Source organism: Pseudomonas sp. AU12215 (genome assembly GCF_001675465.2).
Classification (GTDB): Bacteria; Pseudomonadota; Gammaproteobacteria; order Pseudomonadales; family Pseudomonadaceae; genus Pseudomonas; species Pseudomonas nitroreducens.
The window spans coordinates 85,532-110,872 of record NZ_MACM02000049.1; the positions used below are offsets into that span (position 1 = coordinate 85,532).

Genomic DNA, 25,341 nt, shown 5'->3' on the forward strand with positions numbered 1-25,341 from the left:
CCTGCTCACCAGCGCAAATCAGGGCGGGGCTTTGTAGGAGCGAGCTTGCTCGCGGACGGTCCCTAGCTGCTGAGTCAGGCTGAACGTAGGAGCAGGTTTGTCCGCGATATCGGCGCGATGGCGAGCCAATCGCGGACGGAGTCTGCTACGGCGAAAAGGGGAGGTTATCGCATTGCGGGCAATAAAAAAGGGGATGCCTAGGCATCCCCTTTTTCATGCTCGGAAGCTATCAGCTGTGGTGTTTCTCAACCACGGTGCCTTCTTCCTCGGTCTTCTCGGCTTTGTCGCCTTCAACCTGTTCGGCAGCCGGTTCGGCCTGCTCCACGGATTGGGCTTCGGCTTCACTCACCGCTTCGGCCACAACGGTCTCTGCTGTGATGTCGGCAGCCGGTTCGGCCGCGACTTCAGCTTCGACGACGGCAGCTTCCTCGATCACCGCTTCGACAACCGGAGCCTGCTCGACCTGCGGGGCAGCAGCTGCAGCAGCGGCGGCTTCGCGGGCCAGGCGCTCCTGACGACGGCGCTCGCGCGGGTCATTGGAGGCTCGGCCGGTAGCGTTGGCCGGAACGGCCGAGGCGGCTTCTTCGGCGGGCGCCGGAGCAGCTGCCGGGGCTTCTTCGGCAGCGGCCGGCGCTTCTGCCTTGGGCTCTTCGACCAGTTGGGCGATGGCTTCGATCACGGCTTCAGCAGCCGGGGTCGGCGCTTCTTCCGCAATGGTAGGCTCGGTAGCCACCACTTCAACGGTTTCGTGGGCGGCTTCGACCGGCTCGGCAGCCTGTTCGGCGGGCTTGGCCAGGAACTCGATGGTCTGCTCCAGGGCGCTCTCGGTGCGAACGGCCTCGACGACGCCGGACTCGACCGCAACGGTCTCGACCTGGGCTTCGACAGCCGGTTGCTCCTGCTCGCCAGCAGCTTCGGCTACGGCAACGGCGGTAGCAGCGGCAGCGACCATGGCAGCGGGCGACGGAGTGTCGGAAGCAGCCTGCTCGGCGGTGCCTTCGGCGCCAGTCGCTTCACCTTCAACACCATCCACGCCGGCTTCACGCTGGCGCTCGCGGCGGTTGCTGCGGCGGCGCTGGCCGCGGGAGCGGCGACGCGGACGCTCGTCATCCGAACCTTCGTCGTCCTGTTGCTCCAGCAGCTCCTCGTTCGGCAGCTCTTCGGCCTCAAGGGCGGCAGCATCGCGAGCCTGACGGTCTTCACGCGGTTGACGCTCTTCACGGGGCTGACGCTCGGCGCGCTCGCCACGAGGCTGGCGCTCTTCGCGCGGCTGGCGTTCCTCACGCGGTTGACGCTCGGCGCGTTCTTCACGCGGCTGGCGTTCTTCGCGGGGCTGACGTTCGGCGCGCTCTTCACGCGGCTGGCGCTCCTCGCGCGGCTGGCGCTCGGCACGCTCTTCGCGCGGTTGACGCTCTTCGCGGGGCTGACGTTCTGCACGCTCTTCGCGCGGCTGGCGCTCTTCGCGGGCCGGGCGTTCGGCGCGCTCGCCGCGCTCTTCGCGACGACCGCGTTCTTTGCGCTCGTCGTCACGGCGACCGCCGTCACGACCGTCGCGGCGACGATTCTGCTGGCGGCCGTTGCGACGCTCGCCCTGGCCTTCGCTGCGCTCGGTAGCCGGTTTCTCGGCGGCCACCGGGGTCGGCACCGGCTTGCTGCCGGCGAACAGGCCCACCAGCGACTTCACCAGGCCCTGGAACAGGCTCGGCTCAGGCATGGGTTTGGTGGCTTCGACAACCGGCGCTGCGGCAGCGGTCTGCTGCGGGGCAGGGGTCTGCGGGGAAACGGTCTTCACCGCGGCTTCCTGGCGAACCAGGGTGCGGGTGGCGCTGACCGGCTGGACTTCCTCGTGCTCTTCCGGGGCCATCTCGTAGCTGGCGTGGCCGGACAGCAGTTCGGGATTGTCGTCGCGCAGGCGCTGGACTTCGAAGTGCGGCGTTTCCAGGTGGTCGTCCGGCAGGATGAAGATGCGTGCACGGGTACGCAGCTCGATCTTGGTGATGGCGTTGCGCTTCTCGTTGAGCAGGAAGGCGGCAACCTGGAACGGCACGCGCGCACGAACTTCGGCGGTGCGGTCCTTCAGGGCTTCTTCCTCGATCAGGCGCAGGATGGCCAGCGACAGGGACTCGACGTCGCGGATGATGCCCTGGCCGTTGCAACGCGGGCAGACGATGCCGCTGGTCTCGCCCAGGGACGGACGCAGGCGCTGACGGGACATTTCCAGCAGGCCGAAGCGCGAGATGCGGCCGACCTGGACGCGGGCACGGTCGGCTTCCAGGGCTTCGCGGACGCGTTCTTCCACGGCGCGCTGGTTCTTCGCCGGGGTCATGTCGATGAAGTCGATGACGATCAGGCCGCCGATGTCACGCAGACGCAGTTGGCGGGCGATTTCCTCGGCCGCTTCCAGGTTGGTCTGCAGGGCGGTTTCCTCGATGTCGCCGCCCTTGGTGGCGCGCGCCGAGTTGATGTCGATGGACACCAGGGCTTCAGTCGGATCGATGACGATGGAGCCACCCGAGGGCAGCTTCACTTCGCGCTGGAAGGCGGTTTCGATCTGGCTCTCGATCTGGAAGCGGTTGAACAGTGGAACGCTGTCCTGGTACAGCTTCACCTTGCTCGCGTACTGCGGCATGACCTGCTGGATGAAGTTCAGGGCCTCTTCCTGGGCGTCGAGGCTGTCGATCAGCACTTCGCCGATGTCCTGGCGCAGGTAGTCGCGGATGGCGCGGATGATGACGTTGCTTTCCTGGTAGATCAGGAACGGGCCGCTGCGCTCGCCGGAGGCTTCCTTGATGGCGCCCCACAGTTGCAGCAGGTAGTCCAGGTCCCATTGCAGCTCTTCGGAACTGCGGCCCAGACCCGCGGTGCGGACGATCAGACCCATGTCGCCGGGAACGGTGAGGCCGTTCAGGGCTTCGCGCAGTTCGTTGCGCTCTTCACCCTCGATGCGGCGGGAGATGCCGCCAGCGCGCGGGTTGTTGGGCATGAGCACCAGGTAGCGGCCGGCGAGGCTGATGAAGGTGGTCAGGGCGGCGCCCTTGTTGCCACGCTCTTCTTTCTCGACCTGGACGATGACTTCCTGGCCTTCGCTCAGGACGTCCTTGATGTTGATGCGGCCTTCGGGGTTCTTCTTGAAGTATTCGCGGGAGATTTCTTTGAGGGGGAGGAAGCCGTGGCGTTCGGCGCCGAAGTCGACGAATGCGGCCTCGAGGCTCGGCTCGATGCGGGTAATGCGGCCTTTGTAGATGTTGGCCTTCTTCTGTTCGCGCGCGCCGGACTCGATGTCCAGGTCGAACAGGCGTTGGCCGTCTACCAGCGCTACACGCAACTCTTCGGGTTGAGTCGCGTTGATCAGCATTCTTTTCATGTAGTACCAATGGTTTCCGGGGCCACCGGAAACGGCGATCGGCACACACGACTCTCACGGTCGGTGCTAAGGCACGTACTCAGGAATGGCGGACCATTCCCGTGTCCAGCGGCAGCAGGATAGAACTGCTGTGCCGCGACTACGTTTCCTGCTTGTTGTGTAAGAACAAGCACTCATCAGGAGGAGGAATTGACTGTCAGATGCGGACGATAAGTGCGTCTACGTTCAAGGCATGCGTTCAAGGCATGAACGCAACGCAATCCGACAGTTGTGCATCTCCGCCCTGCACATTTCCCTAAGAGCCGGGTGCCACTCGCTGAATCCGGGAGCGGGGTTGGCTTTTATCACGGCGACCTTGGTTGCCGTGGTCATGTCTCAAGGCCTGGGTTTCGAGGCGCTGTCGGCGGGAGAATCGCTCGGGCCGTTGCAACGCTTCTGGGGACTGCCTGGTGTCCTTTCAATGTGTTTGCAGGCGGTTGGGGATGGCGATTACGCGATCATCCGCAGGCCTGGCCACTTTTGGCGGCCTCCCGAATATAGCAGCAATGATTAAGTGCTTCAATTGAATGAAAAATTGTTATTATATTCGGATGACTAATCCCGCCCCTCCGACTTCCGGCGTCCAGCTGCTTGAAGTCGCGCCGGAGTATGCCGGCCAACGAATCGACAATTTCCTCCGCACCCAGCTCAAGGGCGTGCCCAAGACCCTGATCTACCGCATCCTTCGCAAGGGTGAGGTGCGGGTCAACAAGGGCAGGATCAAGCCCGAGTACAAGCTGCAGGCGGGTGACGTGATACGCGTCCCGCCGCTGCGCCTGGCTGAGCGCGACGAGCCGGTGCCGCTGGCGCAGGGGCTGCTCGAGCGCCTGGAGGCTGCCATCGTCTTCGAAGACAAGGCGCTGATCGTGGTGAACAAGCCCACCGGTATCGCCGTGCACGGCGGCAGTGGGCTGAACTACGGGGTCATCGAGGCGTTCCGTCAACTGCGCCCGGAGTGCAAGGACCTGGAACTGGTGCATCGCCTGGATCGTGATACGTCCGGCCTGCTGATGATCGCCAAGAAGCGCAGCATGCTGCGTCACCTGCACGACGCCCTGCGCGGCGAGCGCATCGTGGACAAGCGCTACCACGCCCTGGTGCGCGGCAACTGGCCGGCGGCGAAGAAGCAGATTGCCGTGCCGCTGCTGAAGAACAACCTGCGCTCCGGCGAGCGCGTGGTGGAAGTGAATCCCGAGGGCAAGGAGGCGCTGACCGAGTTCAAGGTGCTGCGCCGCTTCGGCGACTTTGCCACCTTGGTGGAGGCGCGCCCGATTACCGGTCGCACCCACCAGATCCGCGTGCATGCCAAACATGCCGGTCATTCCATTGCCGGCGACCCCAAGTACGGCGACGAGGATTTCTCCCGCGAGATCCGCGAGTTGGGCGGCAAGCGCCTGTTCCTGCATTCCGCGTTCCTGCGAGTGCCGATGCCCGACGGTTCGGTGCTGGAGCTGGAGGCGCCGGTGGACGATATCTGGCAGCGTACCGTGGAGCGCCTGGATGCGTGAGTATTCCCTGCTGATCTTCGATTGGGATGGCACGCTGGTGGACTCCATCGGTCGTATCGTCGAGGCGATGCGGGTGGCGGCAGTCGGTTCCGGTCTCCCGGCGCGTAGCGAGGAGGCGATCAAGGGCATTATCGGTCTTGGGCTGCCGGAGGCTATTCAGACCCTGTATCCCGAAGTCGAAGAAGGCGAGCCGCTGGATCGTTTCCGCCGGGACTACGGCGATCACTATTTGAGCCTGGAAGTGCGGCCGTCGCCGTTGTTCCCCGGTGTGGCCGAGGCAATGGCTGAGTTTCGGGGCTCGGGCTACCAGTTGGCGGTCGCCACTGGCAAGAACCGCCGTGGGCTGGATCGCGTGCTGGCGGGGCAGGGGTGGACGGACTTCTTCGATATCACCCGCGCCGCCGACGAGTCGGCGAGCAAGCCGGATCCGCGCATGCTGCATGAGATTCTCGAGCATTGCCGGGTCGATGCCCGCGACGCGCTGATGGTGGGCGATTCGCCTTTCGATCTGGAAATGGCGCGCCGAGCCGGCATGGATTCGGTGGCGGTGGGCTATGGTGCTCAGTCGCTGGAGGTCCTTCGGGAGTATGCTCCGGCGCTGGAAGTGAATCATTTCAATGAATTGCGCGCCTGGCTCGCCGGGCGCTCGGTCAAACCAGTGCTCGAGGTAGGCAACTGATGTCGGATGAATGGAAGGCGGACGATAGCAAGGCTGCACAAACCGCGGCGGGCGACGACAAGAGCTGGAAGCTGCTGGAGAAGGCTGTGCTGGCTGGTGTCCAGGAGCAGCGCCGGTCGCGCCGCTGGGGCATCTTTTTCAAGTTGCTGACTTTTGTCTACCTGTTTGGCGCGCTGGCATTGTTCAGTCCCTTCAGTGGCCTGTCCAAGTCCGCCTCGCGCAGCGCCAGCCATACCGCGCTGATCGAGGTGAAAGGCATGATCGCCGACAACGAGGCGGCCAGTGCCGACAACATCGTTGGCGCGCTGCGCTCGGCGTTCGAGGATGCCGGCACCAAGGGCATCGTCCTGCGCATCAATAGCCCGGGCGGCAGCCCGGTACAGTCCGGCTATATCTACGATGAAATCAAGCGCCTGCGTGGTGAGCATCCGGATATCAAGGTCTACGCCGTCATCAGTGATCTGGGGGCGTCCGGTGCTTACTACATTGCCAGTGCTGCCGATCAGATCTACGCGGACAAGGCCAGCCTGGTCGGTTCCATTGGCGTGACGGCGGCCACTTTCGGCTTTGTCGGCACCATGGAGAAGCTGGGTGTGGATCGTCGAATCTATACCTCCGGTGAGCACAAGGCCTTCCTCGATCCATTCCAGCCGCCGAAAGCGGATGAAACCGCCTTCTGGCAACAGGTGCTGGACGTTACGCACAAGCAGTTCATCGATAGCGTGAAGAAAGGTCGTGGCGACCGCCTGAAGGACAAGGAGCACCCGGAGCTGTTCTCCGGCCTCATCTGGTCCGGTGAGCAGGCGCTGCAGTTGGGGCTGATCGATGGCCTGGGCAGCTCAAGCTACGTGGCGCGCGAAGTCATCAAGGAGAAGGAAATCGTGGACTACACGGTCCAGGAAACCGCCTTTGATCGTTTCACCAAGAAGCTTGGTGCCAGTGTCGCCGAGCGCATGGCCATGTGGATGGGCTTCCAGGGGCCAGCGCTGCGCTGAGTGTTCTTCCTTATATAAGGAAGGAAAAGGCCTGGCGATTGCCGGGCCTTTTTGTTTCCGTCTTGCGGGTCAGGCCTTCTTTTTCAGGGCACGGGTACCTGTTCGGCGAGCAGCATGTTCACCAGGCGGATCAGCGGCAAGCCGATCAGGCTGGTGGCGTCCTCGCCTTCGGTGGCGCGGAACAGGCTGACGCCCAGGCCTTCGGCCTTGAAGCTGCCGGCGCAGTCGAAAGGTTGCTCGATCTCGAGGTAGCGGCGGATGCGCGCTTCGTCAAGGTCGCGGAAGTGCACGGTGAAGGGCACGCAGTCGACCTGCGCCTCACCGCTCTGGCTGTTCAGCAGGCAGAGGCCGGTGAGGAAGCTCACGCTCTTGCCGCTGGCGTCTTTCAGTTGTTCGGTGGCGCGTTCGATGGTGTGGGGCTTGCCGAGTATCCTGCTGCCATTTACGGCGGCCTGGTCCGAGCCGATGATCAGGTGGTTGGGATATCGCTGGGCGAGAGTGCGCGCCTTGCTTTCCGCCAGCCGGCGCACCAGTTGCTCGGCGCTTTCGCCCGGCAGCGGTGTTTCGTCGACGTCGGGGCTGGCGCATTCGAACGGCAGGCGCAGGCGCTGCAGCAGTTCGCGGCGATAGGGCGAGCTGGAAGCCAGGATCAGGGGTAGCATGGATAACTCCTTCGGTGCGTCGCCGCGATTCTAGCGAAAAGGTCTGTCCATACAGCGGTTTATGGCTAATTTCCTTTGACAGCTTCGGGTGCATCCCTATAATGGCGCGCTTATGTTGAATGGACCGATACCACCTCACGTTGATCCGCGCAAATTGGTAGAGCGCGCCGCCACCCTCGAAGGTGAGCTGCCGATCGCCAAGATGCCACGTCTCAACGAGCAACTGACCAGCAGTGATGGCAAGATTCACGCGAAGTTTTCCTTCTTCCGTGATCAGCAGAAGCTGGCGGTCATGCACGTCGAACTCGACGCCGAGGTGAGCATGGTATGCCAACGCTGTCTCGAGCCGGCCAACTTCCATGTGGGTGGTGCGTACGATTACGTCATCATTCCGGAAGGCAAGTCGATCGATGATCTGCCCAGTGGCTACGATGCATTGGAGGTGGGGGATGACCCCATCGACCTGACCTCGCTGGCCGAGGACGAGTTGCTGCTCGCCTTGCCCATCGTGCCGGTCCATGACCCTGAGGATTGCCAGCAGCCGGTGGGATACGCTACAGCGCCCGAACCGAGCGAGAACGTCGAAGAACGGCCCAATCCGTTCAGCGTACTGGCGCAGTTGAAGCGTGACCCAAACGTTTAGGAGTTAATCAATCATGGCTGTTCAGCAGAACAAAAAATCCCGTTCCGCTCGTGACATGCGTCGTTCGCACGATGCCCTGGACGCGAACGCTCTGTCCGTGGAAAAGAGCACCGGTGAAGTTCACCTGCGCCACCACGTCTCCCCGGACGGTTTCTATCGCGGCCGCAAGGTCGTAGACAAAGGCTCTGACGAGTAATCTTTGTCCGCACCAATCATCGCGATTGATGCAATGGGTGGGGACTACGGTCCCCACTGCATTGTTCCGGCCTGTATTTCCTTTCTGGCCGAATATGCTTCCCTCCAGCTGGTCCTCGTCGGCCAAGCTCCTCTGCTAGAAGAACACCTGCGTGGCCTGTCTCCGGCCGAGCGCCAGCGTCTTCACATTCATCACGCCAGCGAAATCGTCACGATGGACGAGCGTCCGTCACAGGCGTTGCGTGGCAAGCCCGACTCCTCCATGCGTGTTGCCCTCGAACTGGTTCGGGATGGCAAGGCCCATGCCTGCGTCAGTGCCGGCAATACCGGTGCGCTGATGGCGCTGTCTCGCTACTTGCTCAAGACCCTGCCCGGCATCGACCGCCCGGCGATGGTGACTGCAGTGCCGACGCAGACCGGCCACTGCCATCTGCTCGATTTGGGCGCCAACGTCGACTGCAGCGCCGAGCATCTCTACCAGTTCGCCGTCATGGGCGCCGTGGCGGCGGAAGCGTTGGGCAAGATCGACCCCAGGGTCGCGCTGCTGAATGTCGGCACCGAAGACATCAAGGGCAACCAGCAGGTGAAGCTGGCGGCCAGCCTTCTGCAGCAGGCGCGCGGGGTGAACTACATCGGCTACATCGAAGGCGATGGCCTGTATCGTGGGTTGGCCGATGTAGTGGTCTGCGACGGCTTCGTCGGCAATATCCTGCTCAAGTCCAGCGAAGGCCTGGCGGCCATGGTGGCGGCGCGTCTGGAGGAACTGTTCAATTCCAGCCTGCCGGCCAAGGCGGTCGGCTTGATGGCGATGCCTTTCCTGCGCCGTCTGCGGGGCGATCTGACGCCGTCCCAGCACAATGGCGCGAGTTTCCTGGGGTTGCAGGGCATCGTGGTGAAGAGTCACGGCAGTGCGAAGGAAGAGGGCATTCAGAGCGCCTTGCGTCGCGCGCTGCTGGAAGTTCGCGAGAATCTGCCCCAGCGGCTGCATGGCCGATTGGAACATCTGCTCTAATGTGTGACCGCGGTCGTCAGACCGTCATCCAACTGTCAGTTCAATGCGCCAGGCTCTCGCCGGCGCTATCCATTTGACGACATAGACAAAAGGGACCTGTTGCAATGTCCGCATCCCTCGCCTTCGTATTCCCCGGTCAAGGTTCGCAGTCGCTCGGCATGCTTGCCGAACTGGGTGCCCAGCACGCCATCGTGCGCGAAACCTTCGCCGAAGCCTCTGCCGCCCTGGGTTATGACCTCTGGGCCCTGGTCCAGGAGGGCCCTGAAGAGCGCCTGAACCAGACCGACAAGACCCAGCCCGCGATCCTTACGGCCTCCATCGCCCTCTGGCGTCTGTGGCTGGCCGAAGGCGGCGTGAAGCCGGCTTATGTTGCCGGCCATAGCCTGGGCGAATATTCCGCTCTGGTCGCTGCTGGCAGCCTGGCCTTCGCCGACGCGGTAAAGCTGGTCGAGCGCCGTGGCCAATTGATGCAGGAAGCTGTTCCCGCCGGTACCGGCGGTATGGCTGCCATTCTCGGCCTGGAAGACGCTGATGTGCTTGCCGCCTGCGCCGAAGCGGCCCAGGGCGAAGTGGTCAGTGCCGTGAATTTCAACGCGCCGGGTCAGGTGGTGATCGCGGGGGCGGCCAAGGCCGTCGAGCGTGCCATCGAGGCTTGCAAGACGCGCGGGGCCAAGCGTGCCGTGGCGCTGCCGGTCAGCGTGCCGTCGCACTGCGAGCTGATGCGTCCGGCTGCCGAGCGTTTCGCTGAGGCGGTCGAGGCCGTTCAGTGGCAGATGCCGCAGATTGCCCTGGTACAGAACGTCACCGCCCAGGTTCCGGCTGATCTGGCTTCGCTCAAGCGCGACCTGTTGGCGCAGCTGTACAGCCCGGTACGCTGGGTCGAGAGCGTCCAGTTGCTGGCCGAAAAGGGCGTCACTGACCTGGTCGAATGCGGCCCGGGCAAGGTGCTGGCTGGTTTGAACAAGCGTTGCGCGAAGGGCGTGACCACCCATAACCTGGATTCCGCGGACGCCTTTGGCGCGGCTCGCGCGGCTCTGGCTTGAACAGGAGATAAGGCATGAGTCTGCAAGGTAAGGTTGCCCTGGTTACCGGCGCGAGCCGTGGTATCGGCCAGGCCATCGCTCTGGAACTGGGCCACATGGGCGCCACCGTGGTCGGCACTGCCACCAGCGAGTCCGGCGCGCAGAAGATTTCCGAGTACCTCAAGGAAAACGGTATCCAGGGCTCCGGCATGGTGCTCGATGTGTCCAATGACGAGTCCGTCACCGCCGTAGTCGAGGCCATTCAGAAAGAGTCTGGCGCACCGGCTATCGTCGTCAATAACGCAGGTATCACCCGCGATAACCTGCTGATGCGCATGAAAGACGATGAGTGGTTCGACGTGGTCAACACCAACCTCAACAGCCTCTACCGTCTGTCGAAAGCCGTGCTGCGCGGCATGACCAAGGCGCGCTGGGGTCGCATCATCAATATCGGTTCGGTCGTCGGTGCCATGGGTAATGCCGGGCAGACCAACTACGCGGCGGCCAAGGCCGGTCTGGAAGGTTTCACCCGTGCCCTGGCGCGCGAAGTCGGTTCCCGTGCTATCACTGTCAACGCGGTCGCTCCGGGCTTCATCGACACCGACATGACCCGTGAGTTGCCCGAAGCCCAGCGTGAAGCACTGCTCGGTCAGATTCCGCTGGGTCGACTGGGACAAGCCGAAGAGATCGCCAAAGTGGTAGCATTCCTCGCTTCCGAGGGCGCAGCTTATGTAACGGGTGCCACGGTACCGGTGAATGGCGGAATGTACATGAGCTGATGTGACGAGTTCCTTCGTGGCGATGTCATATGCGCTGTCTAAAGTTCTCCAAGCGTTGTGACGCTGGAATAGGCAGAGCATCTGGATTGCCGGAAGGGGCGTCAGCGTTCAGCTTGAAATGCAGAAATCCCTTTCTATACACTTACCCGCAGCCCAGCTGTACGGATTGTCCATAGGAGTGAAAACAAGGTATGAGCACCATCGAAGAACGCGTCAAGAAGATCGTTGCTGAGCAACTCGGCGTTAAGGAAGAAGAAGTCACCAACAGCGCTTCCTTCGTCGAAGACCTGGGCGCCGACTCCCTTGACACCGTTGAGCTGGTGATGGCTCTGGAAGAGGAATTCGAGACCGAAATCCCCGACGAGCAAGCCGAAAAGATCACCACCGTTCAGGAAGCCATCGACTACATCGTTGCCCACCAGGCATAAGACGTAGTCGTCGGTTCCCCGACGAAAGAAGCCGCACGGCCTGCAAAGGCGTGCGGCTTTTCTTTAACGCCGGCTTCTGCCGGCGTTATTGCCGTGAAACACATGAGAGGAAGTCACAGTGTCGCGTAGACGCGTAGTCATCACTGGCATGGGTATGTTGTCGCCCCTGGGTGTGGATGTGCCGAGCAGTTGGGAAGGCATTCTCGCCGGGCGCAGCGGTATCGCCCCGATCGAACACATGGACCTGTCCGCCTTTGCCACCCGTTTCGGCGGCTCGGTGAAAGGGTTCGACGTCGAGCAATACATGTCCGCCAAGGAAGCTCGCAAACTCGACCTGTTCATCCAGTACGGCCTGGCCGCCAGCTACCAGGCGGTGCGCGATTCCGGCCTGGAAGTCACCGACGCCAACCGGGAGCGCATCGGCGTTGCCATCGGTTCGGGCATCGGCGGTCTGACCAATATCGAAAACACCTGTCGTTCGCTGTTCGAGCAGGGCCCGCGGCGCATCTCGCCGTTCTTCGTGCCCGGTTCGGTCATCAACATGGTTTCCGGGTTCCTGTCGATCAACCTCGGTCTGCAGGGCCCCAACTACGCCATCACCACCGCCTGCACCACCGGCACCCACAATATCGGCATGGCCGCGCGCAACATCGCTTACGGCGACGCTGACGTGATGGTCGCCGGCGGGTCCGAAATGGCGGCTTGTGGTCTTGGCCTGGGCGGCTTCGGTGCCGCTCGTGCGCTGTCCACCCGCAACGACGAGCCGACCAAGGCCAGCCGTCCCTGGGACCAGGATCGCGACGGCTTCGTGCTCTCCGACGGCGCAGGTTCCCTGGTGCTGGAGGAACTGGAGCACGCCAAGGCTCGTGGCGCTCGCATCTACGCAGAAATCGTCGGTTTCGGCATGAGCGGCGACGCCTTCCACATGACTGCTCCGCCGGAAGACGGCGCAGGCGCTGCACGCTGCATGAAAGCCGCACTGCGCGATGCCGGCCTGAATCCCGAGCAGGTTGATTACATCAACGCCCACGGCACCTCGACGCCGGCCGGCGATATTGCGGAGATCTCCGCGGTGAAGTCGATCTTCGGCGACCACGCCTACAAGCTGTCGATGAGCTCCACCAAGTCGATGACCGGCCACCTGCTGGGTGCTGCCGGCGCGGTCGAGGCGATCTTCAGCGTGCTTGCGCTGCGTGATCAGGTGGCTCCGCCGACCATCAACCTGGATAACCCCAGCGAAGGCTGCGACCTCGACCTGGTCGCCCACCAGGCCAAGGAGCGTCCGATCGACGTCGCCTTGTCCAACTCCTTCGGCTTCGGTGGCACCAACGGTTCCCTGGTGTTCCGCCGGTTCCAGGGCTGATGCTGAGCTGGATCGACGGCCAGAACGCCGAGGTGCTGTCCGCGCGTGATCGCGGACTGGCCTACGGCGACGGGTTGTTCGAGACCATCCGCGTGTCCGCAGGCCGTCCGCGCCTGCTGGCGCGCCATCGGGCAAGACTGGAGGAGGGCGTCAGGCGCCTGTCCCTGCCGGTCTCGCTCGATCTCGTCGAAGATGAAATCCTGCGTTTCTCCACCCTGCTGGGTGATGGTGTCGCCAAGCTGGTGCTGACCCGCGGCGAAGGCGTGCGTGGCTACGCACCGCAGGCCGATGCCCAGGTGCGCCGACTATTGCTGGCCTCGCCTGCGCCGGCTTACCCGGCGAAGAATTGGGAGGAGGGCGTCAGGCTCTTCTCTTGCGCCACCCGCCTGGCCGAGCAGCCACTGCTGGCCGGCCTCAAGCACCTCAATCGCCTGGAGCAGGTCCTGGCTCGCGCCGAATGGAGCGATCCGGCTTTCGCCGAAGGATTGATGCGCGATGTTTCCGGGCGCGTCGTCGAAGGTGTGTTCAGCAACCTGTTCCTCGTGAAGCACGGCGAGTTGATCACCGCAGACCTCGGTCGCTGCGGCGTTGCCGGGGTCATGCGCGCCGAGATCATCGAGCGCGCCCGTAGCCTGGGCCTGCCGGTCATCGTGCGCGACATCGAGCACGGCGAACTGGCGGACGCCGACGAGGTCTTTCTCTGCAACAGTCTCTACGGTATCTGGCCGGTGCTCGGCGTGGCCGAGTTCACTTGGCCGGTCGGGCCCCTGACCCGTAAACTGCAGGGCCAACTCCGCGAACTTCTGGATTCCTGATACGTGATGCGCAAATTGCTGGTGCTGCTGGAAGGCGGCCTGCTGCTGGCCGGGCTCATGCTGGGCCTGGCGGCCTGGGAGCAGCAGCGTGCGCTGCAGCAGCCGCTCCAGCTCACCGAAGAGCGCCTGCTGGATGCTCCCAGCGGCGCCACCCCCGGTCGTCTGCTGACCCGCCTGGAGGACGAGGACGTCCTGCACGGCGGCTTCTGGCTTCGTCTGTACTGGCGCTTCAACCTGGCGGGCGAGGCGCTGCACAGCGGTGAATACCGCCTGACGCCCGGCATGACTGCTGCCCAGTTGCTCGATCTGTGGCGCGAGGGCGAGGTTGTGCAGTACGGCCTGACCCTGGTCGAGGGCTGGAACTTCCATCAGGTCCGCGACTTGCTCGCCCGCCAGCCCAAGCTGGACCAGACCCTGAACGGCCTCAGCGACGCCGACGTGATGGCCAGGCTGGGCAAGCCCGGCGTATTCCCCGAGGGCCGCTTCTTCCCCGACACCTACCGCTTCGTCCGTGGCACCAAGGACGTCGATATCCTCAAGCATGCCTACCAGCGCATGGAGACCATTCTCGCCGAGGAGTGGGACAAGCGCGGCGAGGACCTGCCCTACAAGGACTCGTACCAGGCGCTGATCATGGCCTCGCTGGTGGAGAAGGAAACCGGCGTACCCCAGGAGCGCGGCCAGATCGCGGGCGTTTTCGTGCGCCGCCTGCAGAAGAACATGCTGTTGCAGACTGACCCGACCGTCATCTACGGCATGGGCGAGCGCTATGCCGGCAAGATCACCCGGGCCGACCTGCGCACGCCAACGCCCTACAACACCTATGTGGTCGCCGGCCTGCCGCCGACGCCCATCGCGCTGCCCGGTCGCGAGGCAATCCACGCTGCGCTGAACCCGGTGCCGGGACAGAGCCTGTACTTCGTCGCCCGTGGCGATGGCAGCCACACCTTCTCCGACAACCTCGACGATCATAACAAGGCCGTCCAGGAATTCCAGATCAAGCGCCGCGCCGACTACCGTTCCAGCCCGGCGCCCGTTCCGTCGCCGGCGCAGACGCCGGACGAAGACGCTCCCGCCGCAGATACCCCTGCAGCGCAGTAGCCCGACAACACAAGGAGTGAGCCGAGTGACCGGCCTGTTCATCACCCTGGAAGGCCCCGAAGGCGCGGGCAAGAGCACCAATCGCGAGTACCTGGCCGAGCGCCTGCGCGAACGCGGAATCGAGGTCCAGCTGACCCGCGAGCCAGGCGGTACGCCGCTGGCCGAGCGCATCCGCGAGCTGCTGCTGGACCCGAGCGATGAAAAGATGGCAGTCGATACCGAACTGCTGCTGGTCTTTGCCGCCCGCGCACAGCACATCGCCGGGGTGATCCGCCCGGCCCTGGAGCGTGGCGCCGTAGTGCTCTGCGATCGCTTCACGGACGCCACCTACGCCTATCAGGGCGGCGGTCGTGGTCTGCCGGTGGAGCGCATCGCCCAGTTGGAAAGCTTCGTCCAGGGCAGCCTGCGCCCGGACCTGACCCTGGTGTTCGACCTGCCGGTGGAAATCGGCTTGTCCCGCGCAGCTGCCCGCGGTCGCCTGGACCGCTTCGAGCAGGAGGGGCGCGCCTTCTTCGAGGCGGTGCGCAATACCTACCTGGATCGCGCCCGCGCCGAGCCTGCGCGCTATCACATCCTCGATGCGGCGCAGACGCTGCCCGAGGTGCAGCGCGACCTGGATGGCCTGCTGCCGATCCTGCTGGAGCGCCTCAATGGCTGACATCTATCCCTGGCAGCAGGGCCTCTGGCAGCAGCTCAGCAGCCGCCCGCGCCATGCCCATGCCTATCTGCTGCAGGGGCCGGCCGGTATCGGCAAGCGTGTGCTGGCGGAGAATCTGGTGCACTTCCTGCTGTGCCAGCGACCCGCGGGCGGCAAAGCATGCGGCCAGTGCAAGGCCTGCCAGTTGCTCGCCGCCGGCACGCACCCGGATTTCTTCCAGCTGGAACCGGAGGAGCCGGAGAAACCCATTCGGGTCGATCAGGTTCGCGAGCTGGTGGGCTTCGTGGTGCAGACCGCGCAGTTGGGCGGGCGCAAGGTGGTGCTGCTGGAGCCGGCCGAGGCCATGAACCTCAATGCCGCCAACGCCCTGCTGAAAAGCCTGGAAGAGCCTTCCGGCGATACCGTGCTGCTGCTCATCAGCCACCAGCCCAGCCGGCTGTTGCCGACCATCAAGAGTCGCTGTGTGCAACAGGCTTGCCCGCAGCCTTCTGCCGAGCAGGCCCGTGCCTGGCTGGCGGGTACTCTGCCGGCCGAGCCGGTGGAGGCGTTGGACGAGTTGCTGGTGCTCGCTGGCGGATCACCGCTGACCGCGCTGCGACTGCAGGGCCACGGCGTGCGCGAGCAGCGCGCACAAGTGGTCGAAGGGGTGAAGAAGCTGCTCAAGCAGCAGGTTGCCCCAGGTCAGCTGGCCGAAAGCTGGAATGCTGTACCTTTGCCACTATTGTTCGACTGGTTCTGCGACTGGTCGCTGTTGATCCTGCGTTACCAGTTGGCTCGGGACGAAGAGGGCCTTGGCCTCGCCGACATGCGCAAGGTCGTGCAGTATCTCGCCGAAAAGTCGACACAGCCCAAGGTGCTGGCCATGCAGGACTGGCTGCTGCTTCAGCGGCAGAAGGTTCTCAACAAAGCCAACCTCAACCGTGCCTTGCTTCTCGAAGCCTTGCTCGTACAGTGGGCAAGTCTCCCTGGGCCGGGCTAGAATCCGGCCATCGGAAAAATCTGCCAGGATAGCTGAATGAGCTTGCCACCAAATCTGGGTCCGCGTAACGGAATCCTGTCCTTGACCATCAAGGACAAATCCGTGCTGTATGCCGCCTACATGCCGTTCATTCGCAACGGCGGGCTGTTCATTCCGACCAACAAGACCTACAAGCTGGGCGATGAGGTCTTCATGCTGCTCAACCTGATGGACGAGCCGGAAAAGATCCCGGTCGCCGGCAAGGTGGTCTGGATTACTCCTCGCGGAGCGCAGGGCAACCGTGCCGCCGGCATTGGCGTGCAGTTCAACGACGGTGACAACACCGCGCGCAACAAGATCGAGACCTATCTCGCCGGCGCGCTGAAGTCGGATCGCCCGACCCATACCATGTAGCTCATCCCCTGTAGAATTAGCAGCCTGTACAGGCTGCAAACACGGAGCGCCCTGAGGGGCGCTTCGTCATTTCCCGGAGAAGGTTTTCATGCTCGTCGATTCCCACTGCCACCTCGATCGTCTCGATCTCGCCGCCCACGACGGATCGCTGGATGCCGCGCTGAACGCTGCCCGTGCGCGCGGTGTCAGCCAGTTCCTGTGCATCGGCGTGAGTGCGGACAATGCCAGGGCGGTGAAGGATCTGGCTGATCGCTACGCCGACGTGCATTGCTCGGTCGGCGTCCACCCGCTCGACCTGGAGCCAGGCGCCGCGCCGGCGCTGGACTGGCTGCTGGGTGAGTTGAACCATCCGCGCGTGGTGGCCATCGGCGAGACCGGCCTGGACTATCACTACGAGCCCGAGGCCGCCGAGCTGCAGCAGGAGGCCTTCCGCCTGCACCTTGAGGCCGCCAAGGTGACCGGCAAGCCGGTCATCGTGCATACCCGCGAAGCCCGCGCCGATACCCTGGCGTTGCTGCGCGAGGCAGCGCTGCCGCAGGCCGGTGTGCTGCATTGCTTCACCGAAGACTGGGAGATGGCCAAGGCGGCGCTGGATATTGGCTTCTATATCTCGCTGTCGGGCATCGTCACCTTCCGCAATGCCGAGCAATTGCGCGAAGTGGCGCGACAGGTGCCGGTGGACCGCCTGCTGGTGGAAACCGATTCGCCCTATCTCGCGCCGGTGCCCCATCGCGGCAAACCGAACCTTCCCGAATACGTGCGCGAGGTGGCCGAGTACCTGGCCGTGTTGCGTGGGGTGAGTTTCGAAACGCTGGCCGAGCAGACCACTGCGAATTTCCGCCGGCTGTTCCCGCTCGCCTGCTGATGGTCCGTGCGCGGACAGCTTTCCCGCGCGCAAAAAAAACCCGGGTTCTGGGGGATGAATCCGGGTCAAGACCATTAGGAGTTTAACAATAAGGTACGCGATCCTCGGTACCTTCACCGGCGGAGCACTTGGGGGGAGATGCCGCGCGCCGGTATCTACAAGTATTGGTCAAGATGCCGCGCTTGCCACAGGGTGCCCGGTGTTTTTTAAACGGATTTGGAATACATCACACCGGGCTGAGCAGCTTTCTCGGCCGCGCCTGCATTATTGCCCCGCCAAAGCCCCGATCAACGCCAGAGTCTCCTCGATGACCGCTTCGCTGGTGTAGAAGTGCGGCGACAAGCGGATACCGGCGCCGCGCTGGATGCACACCACCTGCTCCGCGCGCAAACGCTCCAGCAGGCGGATATTGTCCCAGCCGGCCAGGCTGAACGTCAGGATGCCGGCGCGACGGCCAGGCTCCAGCGGGCTGTGCAGTGAGGCGCCGTTGATGCGGCCCAGGCCATCGTGCAGTTGCTGGACGCGCGTCTGCACCAACTCGCCGACCGAAGCCATGCCGACCTCTTCCAGCAGGCCAAGGCTGGCGTCCAATGCCACGGCGCCGAGCATGTTCGGGCTGCCGCACTCGAAGCGGCGAGCACTGCGCGCCGGTTGCCAGCCGGCAAGGTCGTAGTTGCCGGCGTTTTCCAGCATGTGCCAACCGTATTCCTGCAGCGCCAGTTGCTCGCGTTCGGCGGCGCGGCAATAGAACACACCCAGGCCTTCCGGGCCGAGCATCCATTTGTGGCCGTCGGCCATGGCGAAGGCGCAGTCGTATGCCTGCACGTCGAAGGGCAGGGCGCCCAGTTGCTGGATGGCATCGATGCAATACAGCACGCCGCGCTGGCGGCAGCCGGCGCCCAGGCGTTCCAGGTCCATGCGCAGGCCGCTGGCGTACTGCACGGCGCTGATGGAGAGCAGGCGCGTGCGCGGTGTGCAGGCGGCCAGCAGGTCGCCTTCGGGATCATCGCCGTCCAGGCTCACCTGGATGACTTCCACCCCACGTGGTTTGAGTGCTTCCCAGACGACCCGGTTGGAGGGGAATTCCTGATCGCTGATCACCACCTGGTCGCCGGCGCGCCAGTCCAGGCCAAAAGCGACGAAGGACAGCGCCTCGGACGTGTTCTTCACCAGGGCGATATCGCCGGTGGTCCGGGCATTCACCAGGCGCATCAGGCGTTCGCGCAGGCGCTTCTCGATGGTCAGCCAGCGCGGATAGTCACGGGCACCCAACAGGATGTTCTCCTGGGCAAACGCCGTGACGGCGTCTGCGGCGCGCTTGGGCCAGGGCGCGACCGCTGCGTGGTTCAGGTAGCGCAGGCCGGGTTGTTGGGGAAACTCGGAAGAAAAGCTAATCATGTCGGATGATCCGTGCAATTTGGCGCTGAATAGGCATAATACGCGGCTTCGAATTTTGACTATTTTTGACCGAACAGTCTTTTTATGCAGAAAGAGCCGCGCAAGGTTCGCGAATTCCGTCGTCGCGAACAGGAAATCCTCGACACCGCCCTCAAGCTGTTCCTTGAGCAGGGCGAAGACAGTGTCACGGTCGAAATGATCGCCGATGCCGTGGGTATCGGCAAAGGCACCATCTACAAGCACTTCAAGTCCAAGGCGGAGATCTACCTGCGCCTGATGCTGGACTACGAGCGCGATCTGGCCGACCTGTTCCACTCCGAAGACGTCGCCCGCGACAAGGAGCGCCTGTCGCGCGCCTACTTCGAGTTCCGCATGCGCGATCCGCAGCGCTACCGCCTGTTCGACCGCCTGGAAGAGAAGGTGGTGAAGACCAGCCAGGTCCCGGAGATGGTCGAGGAGCTGCACAAGATCCGCGAATCCAACTTCGAGCGCCTGAGCCAGCTGATCAAGGAACGCATCGCGGCGGGCAAGCTGGAAGACGTCCCGGCCTACTTCCACTACTGCGCGGCCTGGGCGCTGGTACATGGCGCCGTGGCGCTGTACCACTCGCCGTTCTGGCGCGACGTGCTGGAGGATCAGGAGGGCTTCTTCCAGTTCCTCATGGACATCGGCGTGCGCATGGGCAACAAGCGCAAGCGCGACGGCGATACGCCGGCCGCCTGAGTCGACATTCGCGCGATTCATCGTCGCGGTTGCGACAGGGCTCCCGGCGCCGGTGGGGATATACTTGCATGAGTGATCGCCACCGGAGCCGAGCATGATCGTCGACCGCCAGGGCAGGCGCTTCCGCAATCTTCGCGTGAGCCTGACCGCCGCCTGCAACTACGCCTGCACCTATTGCGTGCCGGACGGCAAACGTCTGGTCGCGGCGCAGGACGAGCTGTCGGCGGAATCCCTGGTGCGCGGGGTCGCCTACCTGATCGAGTCCGCCGGCATCGAGCGTCTGCGCGTCACCGGTGGCGAACCGTTGGTCAGTCCGAAGCTCGATGCCTTCCTGCATGGCGTCAGCCGTCTCGGGCTGCAGGACATCGCCATCACCACCAACGGACAGCTGCTGTCGAAGAAGCTGCCGCTGCTGCTGGATTGCGGCATCCGCCGCCTCAACGTTTCCCTCGATACCCTGGATGCCGATGCCTTCCGGCGCATTGCCCGTGGCGGCGATCTGGCCACGGTCCTCAAGGGGCTCGACGAGGCCCGCGCGGCCGGCCTGAAGATCAAGCTCAACATGGTCCCGCTACGCGGGCAGAACCTCGATCAGGTCGTGCCGCTGCTGGACTACTGCCTGGAGCACGGCTTCGAGCTGCGCTTCATCGAGCTGATGCGCATGGGCCACCTGGCCCATGACCCGAACGGCTTCCACCGGCAGTTCGTCAGCTTGCAGGAGCTGCTGGAGCTCATCGGCGAACGCCATCCCTATATCCAGGCCGATGCGCCGGTGGATGCCACGGCCATTCGCTATGAAGTGCCGGGGCAGGGCTATTTTGGCGTAATCGCCAATGAAAGCGTGCCGTTCTGCCGGACCTGCTCGCGTCTGCGCCTGTCTTCCACCGGTTGGCTGCATGGCTGCCTGTCGTCGAGCAACCGCCATTACGTCGGCGACCTGCTGGACAAGCCGCGCCACCAGGCGCTTCCCGCCTTGCAGCGGTTGCTGGTGAGTGCCCTGGCGGACAAGCAGGAAGTCGCCTTCTCCGGCGGCGCCACCATCATGAAGATCATCGGCGGCTGAGATCGCCCTCAAGACCTGATTAGCCCATGCCCAACGAATTCCCCATTTCCTATATCGAGCCGGTGTTCCGGCCGCCGAGCGAGGCACACTCGCTCATTCTTCCCGTCACCAACGGCTGTTCCTGGAACCAGTGCGGCTTCTGTGAGATGTATACCCAGCCGCAGAAGAAATTCCGCGCCCGCGACGAGGCCGAGGTTCTGGAGGAGATTCGCCGCTGTGGCGAGCGCCTGATCGTCCAGCGGGTGTTCCTCGCCGATGGCGATGCGCTGGTGTTGCCGACTCGGCGCCTGCTCAACATCCTCCGTGCGATCCGCGAGCACCTGCCCGAGGTGGACCGCGTCTCCAGTTACTGCCTGCCGCGCAACCTGCGCAAGAAGTCGGTGGAGGAGCTGAAAGAGCTGGCGGACGCCGGTCTGCGCATGGCCTACGTGGGCGCCGAATCCGGCGACGACGAAGTGCTTGCGCGGGTGAACAAGGGCGAGACCTACGCCTCGACGCTGGATGCATTGCAGAAGCTGGGAGAGGCGGGGATCAAGCGCTCGGTAATGATCCTCAACGGCCTGGGCGGCAGCACCCTGAGCGCCCAGCACGCCGACAACTCGGCGCGATTGATGAACGAGGCGCAGCCGGAATTCCTGTCGACTCTGGTGGTGAGCTTTCCCACTGGCGAAGAACGCTATCGCCAGGGCTTCCCGGATTTCCAGTCGTTATCGCAGGCCGAATTGTTCATCGAAGTCGAGCGCCTGCTGAACGGTCTGGAGCTTAGCGACACGGTGTTCCGCAGCGATCACGCATCCAACTACCTGGTGCTCAAGGGCACGCTGGGGAAGGACAAGGCGAAGCTGCTCGCCCAGGTCCGCCAGGCCATCGAGCAGCCGCAGCGCGCGCAGCTGCGCCAGGAATGGCAGCGCGGCCTGTGATGGCGCGGAAGCTGCATTGCCTGTCCGAATGCCGGTTTTTCGTCGCCGGCTCCGGAGACATTGCATGCGCCAACTGATACTGATCCTTGCCTTCGCTGCCCTCGGCGGCTGCATGAGCCCCAACGACCTGGCTGACGGCACCGATTATTACCTGCGCGACGCGGGCTTCCTCGACCACAGCCAGACTCGCCGGACGACCAACTGGCGGCTGCAGCAGGACTCCTTCATCTATATCGCTCAGGGGCCGTTCGTGCCGCCGGGCCATCCGTATGCACGGCCCAATGTGGTGGCGGAGGAGGCATTCGAAGGCTTCGTCCAGTACTTCCCGCTGGTGCGCCGAGCCAAGAGTCCGCTGGGCCTGGAAGGTGCGATGCAGGAAGCGCGCGCAGCGGGCGCCAATTATCTGCTGTATACGCGCTTTGCCCGTGGGGAGGACAATGTCGGCACTTACGAGCAGTACGAAGACACCGATAACGCCGTGGGCCGTGACCGCAGCGTGATTCAGGTGATGCTGATCGAGACCGACAACCGCTACCTGGTGGACAGCGCCACCATCCGCAGTCGCGGCGGTTTTCTGACATTCTATGATGCCAGCCCCGAGGATCTGATCGGGCGGCCGCTGGAAGACTATGCCCGCAGCCTGCTGGGGGTGAAGACGCGAGAGGAGTACCAATGACCGACCCAGGCAAAGCCGGCGATCTGCTGGCGCAGATTCCCGCCAGCAAGGACAAGGGGCTGCCGCCGGTGCACCTGTGGAACCCTGATTGCTGTGGCGATATCGACATGCGCATCGCCCGCGACGGCACCTGGTATTACCTGGGCACGCCGATCGGGCGCAAGCCGATGGTGCGGCTGTTCTCCACCATCATCCGCCGCGATGGCGACGACTATTTCCTGGTCACTCCGGTGGAGAAGTGCGGAATCACCGTCGATGACGCGCCTTTCGTCGCCGTTACCTTGGCCGTCGAAGGGGAGGGCGAACAGCAGGTGTTGCGCTTCACCACCAATGTCGAGGATGAGGTGGTGGCCGACGCCGCGCATCCGATCCGCGTGGAGCTTGATCCGCAGACCCAGGAGCCGTCGCCCTACGTGCTGGTGCGGGTGAACCTGGAGGCGCTGATCCACCGCAACGTCTTCTACCAGTTGGTCGAGCTGGCGGTTCCCCGCGAGATCGATGGAGTTGAGTGGCTGGGAGTGTGGAGTTCCGGCGAGTTCTTCGCCATCGCGCCGCAGCCGTGACCGGTTGGTCTGAACGCGGCCAGTAGTCCCTGTCCTTCATCGCTACAAGTACTTAGCTTGCAAAGAAAAAGGCTCCCGAGGGAGCCTTTTCCGTTACCGCCAACGCCTTACATGTTGGGGTAGTTCGGACCGCCGGTGCCTTCCGGGGCCACCCAGGTGATGTTCTGGGCCGGGTCCTTGATGTCGCAGGTCTTGCAGTGCACGCAGTTCTGCGCGTTGATCTGGAAGCGCTTGCTGCCGTCGTCGTTGCTCACGACTTCGTACACGCCAGCCGGGCAGTAACGCTGTGCGGGCTCGTCGTAGAGCGGCAGGTTCTTCTCGATCGGGGTGTTCGGGTCGGCCAGCTTGAGGTGGATCGGCTGGTCTTCCTCGTGGTTGGTGTTGGACAGGAACACCGAGGACAGCTTGTCGAAGCTGAGTTTGCCGTCCGGTTTGGGATAGTCGATCTTCGGCGCTTCGCTGGCCTTCTTCAGGGTCGCGTAGTCCGGAGTCGTATCGTGCAGAGTGAACGGAAGCTTGCCGCCGAAGATGTTCTGGTCGATGAAGTTGAACGCACCGCCACCGATGGCGCCGAACTTGTGCATCGCCGGGCCGAAGTTGCGGCTGCTGAACAGCTCGTCATACAGCCAGCTGCCCTTGAAGGCATCGACGTAGTTGGTCAACTCGTCACCGCCTTCACGGCCAGCGAACAGGGCTTCGGCAACCGAGTCGGCGGCCAGCATGCCGGACTTCATCGCGGTGTGGCTGCCCTTGATCTTGGCGAAGTTCAGGGTGCCCAGGTCGCAGCCGATCAGCGCGCCGCCCGGGAAGACCATCTTCGGCAGCGAGTTCAGGCCGCCCTTGCAGATGGCGCGAGCGCCGTAGGCCACGCGCTTGCCGCCTTCCAGGTACTGCTTGATCACCGGATGGTGCTTGTAGCGCTGGAACTCGTCGAACGGCGACAGGTGCGGGTTGGTGTAGGACAGGTCGATGATCAGGCCGACCACCACCTGGTTGTTCTCCAGGTGATAGAGGAAGGAGCCGCCCGGGTTGTCGTCGTTCAGCGGCCAGCCGGCGGTGTGCACCACCAGGCCCTGCTCGTGCTTGGCCGGGTCGATGTCCCAGATTTCCTTGATGCCGATACCGTAGTGCTGGGCGTCGGCTTCGCTGTCGAGCTTGTACTTCTTGATCAGCTGTTTGCCGATGTGGCCACGGCAGCCTTCGGCGAACAGGGTGTACTTGGCGCGCAGTTCCATGCCCGGGGTGTAGTAACCCTCTTTCGGATTGCCTTCGCGGTCGACGCCCAGGTCACCGGTGACAATGCCGCGCACCACGCCATTCTCGTCGATCAGCGCTTCCTGGGCGGCGAAGCCCGGGTAGATCTCGACGCCCAGGCCTTCGGCCTGCTGGGCCAGCCAGCGGCACAGGTTGCCCAGGGAGATGATGTAGTTGCCTTCGTTGTGCATGGTCTTGGGCACGAAGAAGTTCGGCACCTTGGCCGCCGCCTCAGGGCTCTTCAGCACATAGATGTCGTCGCGTTTGACGGGGGTGTTCAGCGGCGCTTCGAGTTCCTTCCAGTTGGGGAACAGCTCGTTCAGCGCGCGGGGCTCGAACACGGCGCCCGAGAGGATGTGGGCGCCCACTTCGGAACCCTTTTCGACCACACAGACGCTGATTTCCTGACCGGCGTCGGCGGCCTTCTGCTTCAGTCGGCAGGCGGCGGACAGACCGGCAGGGCCGGCGCCGACGATGACGACGTCGAATTCCATAAATTCGCGTTCCACTATCGATCTCTCCTGAATCAAGGCTCTGGGCATTTTGTAGGTATTGGGATGGGCGTGCCCCCACCCAGTAAGAGCGGGGCGCATTATAGCTAGACCTGTTGCTATATCTAAACCCTTTATCGAGGGCAATACAAACGTTTGTTTGAATCGCGCGTAACCCTGATAGAATCGGGGTCCGCGGCTTATGAAGGGGTATTTTCGTGTATTGACCCGCCCGGTCGATGCGGTCAAGATACCTGCGGTTTTGCGGTCGCGTTGCGCTGGATGTAGTCGCAGATAGCGTGCACTACCGGCCAGGCCTGTCTGGCGACATTCCTATTCACCGGAGAAAAACGAGGAATCCATGAAGGTTCTTGTAGCTGTCAAACGAGTGGTTGACTATAACGTCAAGGTCCGCGTCAAGGCGGACAACTCCGGCGTCGATCTCGCCAACGTCAAGATGTCCATGAACCCCTTCTGCGAAATCGCCGTGGAAGAGGCCGTACGCCTGAAAGAGAAAGGCGTCGTCACCGAGATCGTTGCGGTCTCCGTCGGCCCGACCGCTGCCCAGGAGCAACTGCGTACCGCGCTGGCTCTGGGTGCAGATCGCGCCATCCTCGTTGAAACCAACGAAGAGCTGAGCTCCCTGGCCATCGCCAAGTCGCTGAAAGCCCTGGTCGACAAAGAGCAGCCGCAGCTGGTCATCCTCGGCAAGCAGGCCATCGACAGCGACAACAACCAGACCGGCCAGATGCT

25 protein-coding genes and 1 pseudogene are annotated in these 25,341 nt (G+C 63.5%); 22 read left to right on the forward strand and 4 right to left on the reverse strand.

Going from position 1 to position 25,341, the window contains the following annotated elements; genetic code table 11:
* Nucleotides 1–229: 229 nt before the first annotated feature.
* Nucleotides 230–3,364 carry a ribonuclease E gene (gene rne / locus A9513_RS12340; RefSeq protein ID WP_065084903.1) on the reverse strand — a complete coding sequence of 1,045 codons (3,135 nt, stop codon included), beginning with the start codon at nucleotides 3,362–3,364 and terminating at the stop codon, nucleotides 230–232.
* Nucleotides 3,365–3,954: 590 nt separating this feature from the next.
* Between rne and rluC the strand changes: the two genes are divergently transcribed.
* The 3 genes from rluC to A9513_RS12355 are packed head-to-tail and all read left to right on the forward strand — an operon-like array spanning nucleotide 3,955 to nucleotide 6,585.
* On the forward strand, nucleotides 3,955–4,911 hold the full coding sequence (gene rluC / locus A9513_RS12345) for a 23S rRNA pseudouridine(955/2504/2580) synthase RluC (RefSeq protein WP_024766672.1): 957 nt from the start codon (nucleotides 3,955–3,957) through the stop codon (nucleotides 4,909–4,911).
* Nucleotides 4,904–5,590, forward strand: a complete 687-nt coding sequence (locus tag A9513_RS12350) for an HAD-IIIA family hydrolase (RefSeq protein WP_024766671.1) — start codon at nucleotides 4,904–4,906, stop codon at nucleotides 5,588–5,590. The genes rluC and A9513_RS12350 overlap by 8 nt, the downstream gene beginning before the upstream one ends.
* Nucleotides 5,590–6,585 carry a S49 family peptidase gene (locus A9513_RS12355; RefSeq protein WP_024766670.1) on the forward strand — a complete coding sequence of 332 codons (996 nt, stop codon included), beginning with the start codon at nucleotides 5,590–5,592 and terminating at the stop codon, nucleotides 6,583–6,585. Before A9513_RS12350 ends, A9513_RS12355 begins: the two co-directional genes overlap by 1 nt.
* A gap of 83 nt (nucleotides 6,586–6,668) precedes the next feature.
* On the opposite strand, the gene A9513_RS12360 is transcribed toward A9513_RS12355, so the two are convergent.
* The gene (locus A9513_RS12360) at nucleotides 6,669–7,247 is read right to left on the reverse strand and encodes a nucleoside triphosphate pyrophosphatase (RefSeq protein ID WP_065084904.1); all 579 of its coding nucleotides are present in this window, start codon (nucleotides 7,245–7,247) and stop codon (nucleotides 6,669–6,671) included.
* Nucleotides 7,248–7,359: 112 nt separating this feature from the next.
* Here A9513_RS12360 and A9513_RS12365 point away from each other — a divergent pair, with 112 nt between their 5' ends.
* The 13 genes from A9513_RS12365 to A9513_RS12425 all read left to right on the forward strand — a co-directional run bounded on the left by A9513_RS12365 (nucleotide 7,360) and on the right by A9513_RS12425 (nucleotide 17,500).
* The gene (locus tag A9513_RS12365; RefSeq protein WP_038803737.1) at nucleotides 7,360–7,890 is read left to right on the forward strand and encodes a YceD family protein; all 531 of its coding nucleotides are present in this window, start codon (nucleotides 7,360–7,362) and stop codon (nucleotides 7,888–7,890) included.
* Between the two features lie 13 nt (nucleotides 7,891–7,903).
* On the forward strand, nucleotides 7,904–8,086 hold the full coding sequence (gene rpmF, locus A9513_RS12370) for a 50S ribosomal protein L32 (protein WP_009621425.1): 183 nt from the start codon (nucleotides 7,904–7,906) through the stop codon (nucleotides 8,084–8,086).
* A gap of 3 nt (nucleotides 8,087–8,089) precedes the next feature.
* Complete coding sequence (gene plsX / locus A9513_RS12375) at nucleotides 8,090–9,097, forward strand: phosphate acyltransferase PlsX (protein WP_083196101.1); 1,008 nt, start codon at nucleotides 8,090–8,092, stop codon at nucleotides 9,095–9,097.
* 104 nt (nucleotides 9,098–9,201) lie between these two features.
* Nucleotides 9,202–10,140, forward strand: coding sequence for an ACP S-malonyltransferase (gene fabD / locus A9513_RS12380; protein WP_065084906.1), 939 nt, complete (start codon nucleotides 9,202–9,204; stop codon nucleotides 10,138–10,140).
* 14 nt (nucleotides 10,141–10,154) lie between these two features.
* Entirely contained in the window at nucleotides 10,155–10,898 is a 744-nt protein-coding gene (fabG, locus tag A9513_RS12385; protein ID WP_065084907.1) for a 3-oxoacyl-ACP reductase FabG, read from the forward strand.
* Nucleotides 10,899–11,089: 191 nt separating this feature from the next.
* Nucleotides 11,090–11,326, forward strand: a complete 237-nt coding sequence (gene acpP / locus A9513_RS12390; RefSeq protein ID WP_015477931.1) for an acyl carrier protein — start codon at nucleotides 11,090–11,092, stop codon at nucleotides 11,324–11,326.
* Between the two features lie 118 nt (nucleotides 11,327–11,444).
* Complete coding sequence (fabF, locus tag A9513_RS12395) at nucleotides 11,445–12,689, forward strand: beta-ketoacyl-ACP synthase II (RefSeq protein WP_024764480.1); 1,245 nt, start codon at nucleotides 11,445–11,447, stop codon at nucleotides 12,687–12,689.
* Nucleotides 12,689–13,504, forward strand: coding sequence for an aminodeoxychorismate lyase (pabC, locus tag A9513_RS12400; protein ID WP_038803738.1), 816 nt, complete (start codon nucleotides 12,689–12,691; stop codon nucleotides 13,502–13,504). The genes fabF and pabC overlap by 1 nt, the downstream gene beginning before the upstream one ends.
* 6 nt (nucleotides 13,505–13,510) lie before the next feature.
* Complete coding sequence (mltG, locus tag A9513_RS12405) at nucleotides 13,511–14,605, forward strand: endolytic transglycosylase MltG (RefSeq protein WP_037014448.1); 1,095 nt, start codon at nucleotides 13,511–13,513, stop codon at nucleotides 14,603–14,605.
* Between the two features lie 25 nt (nucleotides 14,606–14,630).
* Nucleotides 14,631–15,263 carry a dTMP kinase gene (tmk, locus tag A9513_RS12410; RefSeq protein WP_024764482.1) on the forward strand — a complete coding sequence of 211 codons (633 nt, stop codon included), beginning with the start codon at nucleotides 14,631–14,633 and terminating at the stop codon, nucleotides 15,261–15,263.
* Complete coding sequence (locus tag A9513_RS12415; protein WP_065084908.1) at nucleotides 15,256–16,242, forward strand: DNA polymerase III subunit delta'; 987 nt, start codon at nucleotides 15,256–15,258, stop codon at nucleotides 16,240–16,242. The genes tmk and A9513_RS12415 overlap by 8 nt, the downstream gene beginning before the upstream one ends.
* Nucleotides 16,243–16,278: 36 nt before the next feature.
* A complete protein-coding gene (locus A9513_RS12420) occupies nucleotides 16,279–16,635 on the forward strand; it encodes a PilZ domain-containing protein (RefSeq protein WP_024764484.1) in 357 nt (118 codons plus the stop codon).
* An 88-nt stretch (nucleotides 16,636–16,723) separates the two neighbouring features.
* Nucleotides 16,724–17,500 carry a TatD family hydrolase gene (locus A9513_RS12425; RefSeq protein WP_024764485.1) on the forward strand — a complete coding sequence of 259 codons (777 nt, stop codon included), beginning with the start codon at nucleotides 16,724–16,726 and terminating at the stop codon, nucleotides 17,498–17,500.
* A gap of 264 nt (nucleotides 17,501–17,764) precedes the next feature.
* Here A9513_RS12425 and A9513_RS12430 read toward each other — a convergent pair whose 3' ends face one another.
* The gene (locus tag A9513_RS12430; protein ID WP_065084909.1) at nucleotides 17,765–18,898 is read right to left on the reverse strand and encodes an aminotransferase class V-fold PLP-dependent enzyme; all 1,134 of its coding nucleotides are present in this window, start codon (nucleotides 18,896–18,898) and stop codon (nucleotides 17,765–17,767) included.
* Nucleotides 18,899–18,982: 84 nt separating this feature from the next.
* Between A9513_RS12430 and A9513_RS12435 the strand changes: the two genes are divergently transcribed.
* The 5 genes from A9513_RS12435 to A9513_RS12455 all read left to right on the forward strand — a co-directional run bounded on the left by A9513_RS12435 (nucleotide 18,983) and on the right by A9513_RS12455 (nucleotide 22,843).
* Entirely contained in the window at nucleotides 18,983–19,621 is a 639-nt protein-coding gene (locus A9513_RS12435; protein WP_017517621.1) for a TetR/AcrR family transcriptional regulator, read from the forward strand.
* Nucleotides 19,622–19,715: 94 nt separating this feature from the next.
* The gene (locus A9513_RS12440) at nucleotides 19,716–20,684 is read left to right on the forward strand and encodes a GTP 3',8-cyclase MoaA (RefSeq protein ID WP_065084910.1); all 969 of its coding nucleotides are present in this window, start codon (nucleotides 19,716–19,718) and stop codon (nucleotides 20,682–20,684) included.
* Between the two features lie 26 nt (nucleotides 20,685–20,710).
* Nucleotides 20,711–21,604 carry a radical SAM protein gene (locus A9513_RS12445; RefSeq protein ID WP_065084911.1) on the forward strand — a complete coding sequence of 298 codons (894 nt, stop codon included), beginning with the start codon at nucleotides 20,711–20,713 and terminating at the stop codon, nucleotides 21,602–21,604.
* A gap of 64 nt (nucleotides 21,605–21,668) precedes the next feature.
* Entirely contained in the window at nucleotides 21,669–22,280 is a 612-nt protein-coding gene (locus A9513_RS12450; protein ID WP_065084912.1) for a DUF4823 domain-containing protein, read from the forward strand.
* Complete coding sequence (locus tag A9513_RS12455) at nucleotides 22,277–22,843, forward strand: DUF1285 domain-containing protein (protein ID WP_037014435.1); 567 nt, start codon at nucleotides 22,277–22,279, stop codon at nucleotides 22,841–22,843. The genes A9513_RS12450 and A9513_RS12455 overlap by 4 nt, the downstream gene beginning before the upstream one ends.
* A 107-nt stretch (nucleotides 22,844–22,950) precedes the next feature.
* On the opposite strand, the gene A9513_RS12460 is transcribed toward A9513_RS12455, so the two are convergent.
* Complete coding sequence (locus A9513_RS12460; RefSeq protein WP_128082525.1) at nucleotides 22,951–24,639, reverse strand: electron transfer flavoprotein-ubiquinone oxidoreductase; 1,689 nt, start codon at nucleotides 24,637–24,639, stop codon at nucleotides 22,951–22,953.
* Between the two features lie 310 nt (nucleotides 24,640–24,949).
* Here A9513_RS12460 and A9513_RS12465 point away from each other — a divergent pair.
* Nucleotides 24,950–25,341: pseudogene (locus A9513_RS12465) on the forward strand (electron transfer flavoprotein subunit beta/FixA family protein); the annotation flags it as partial.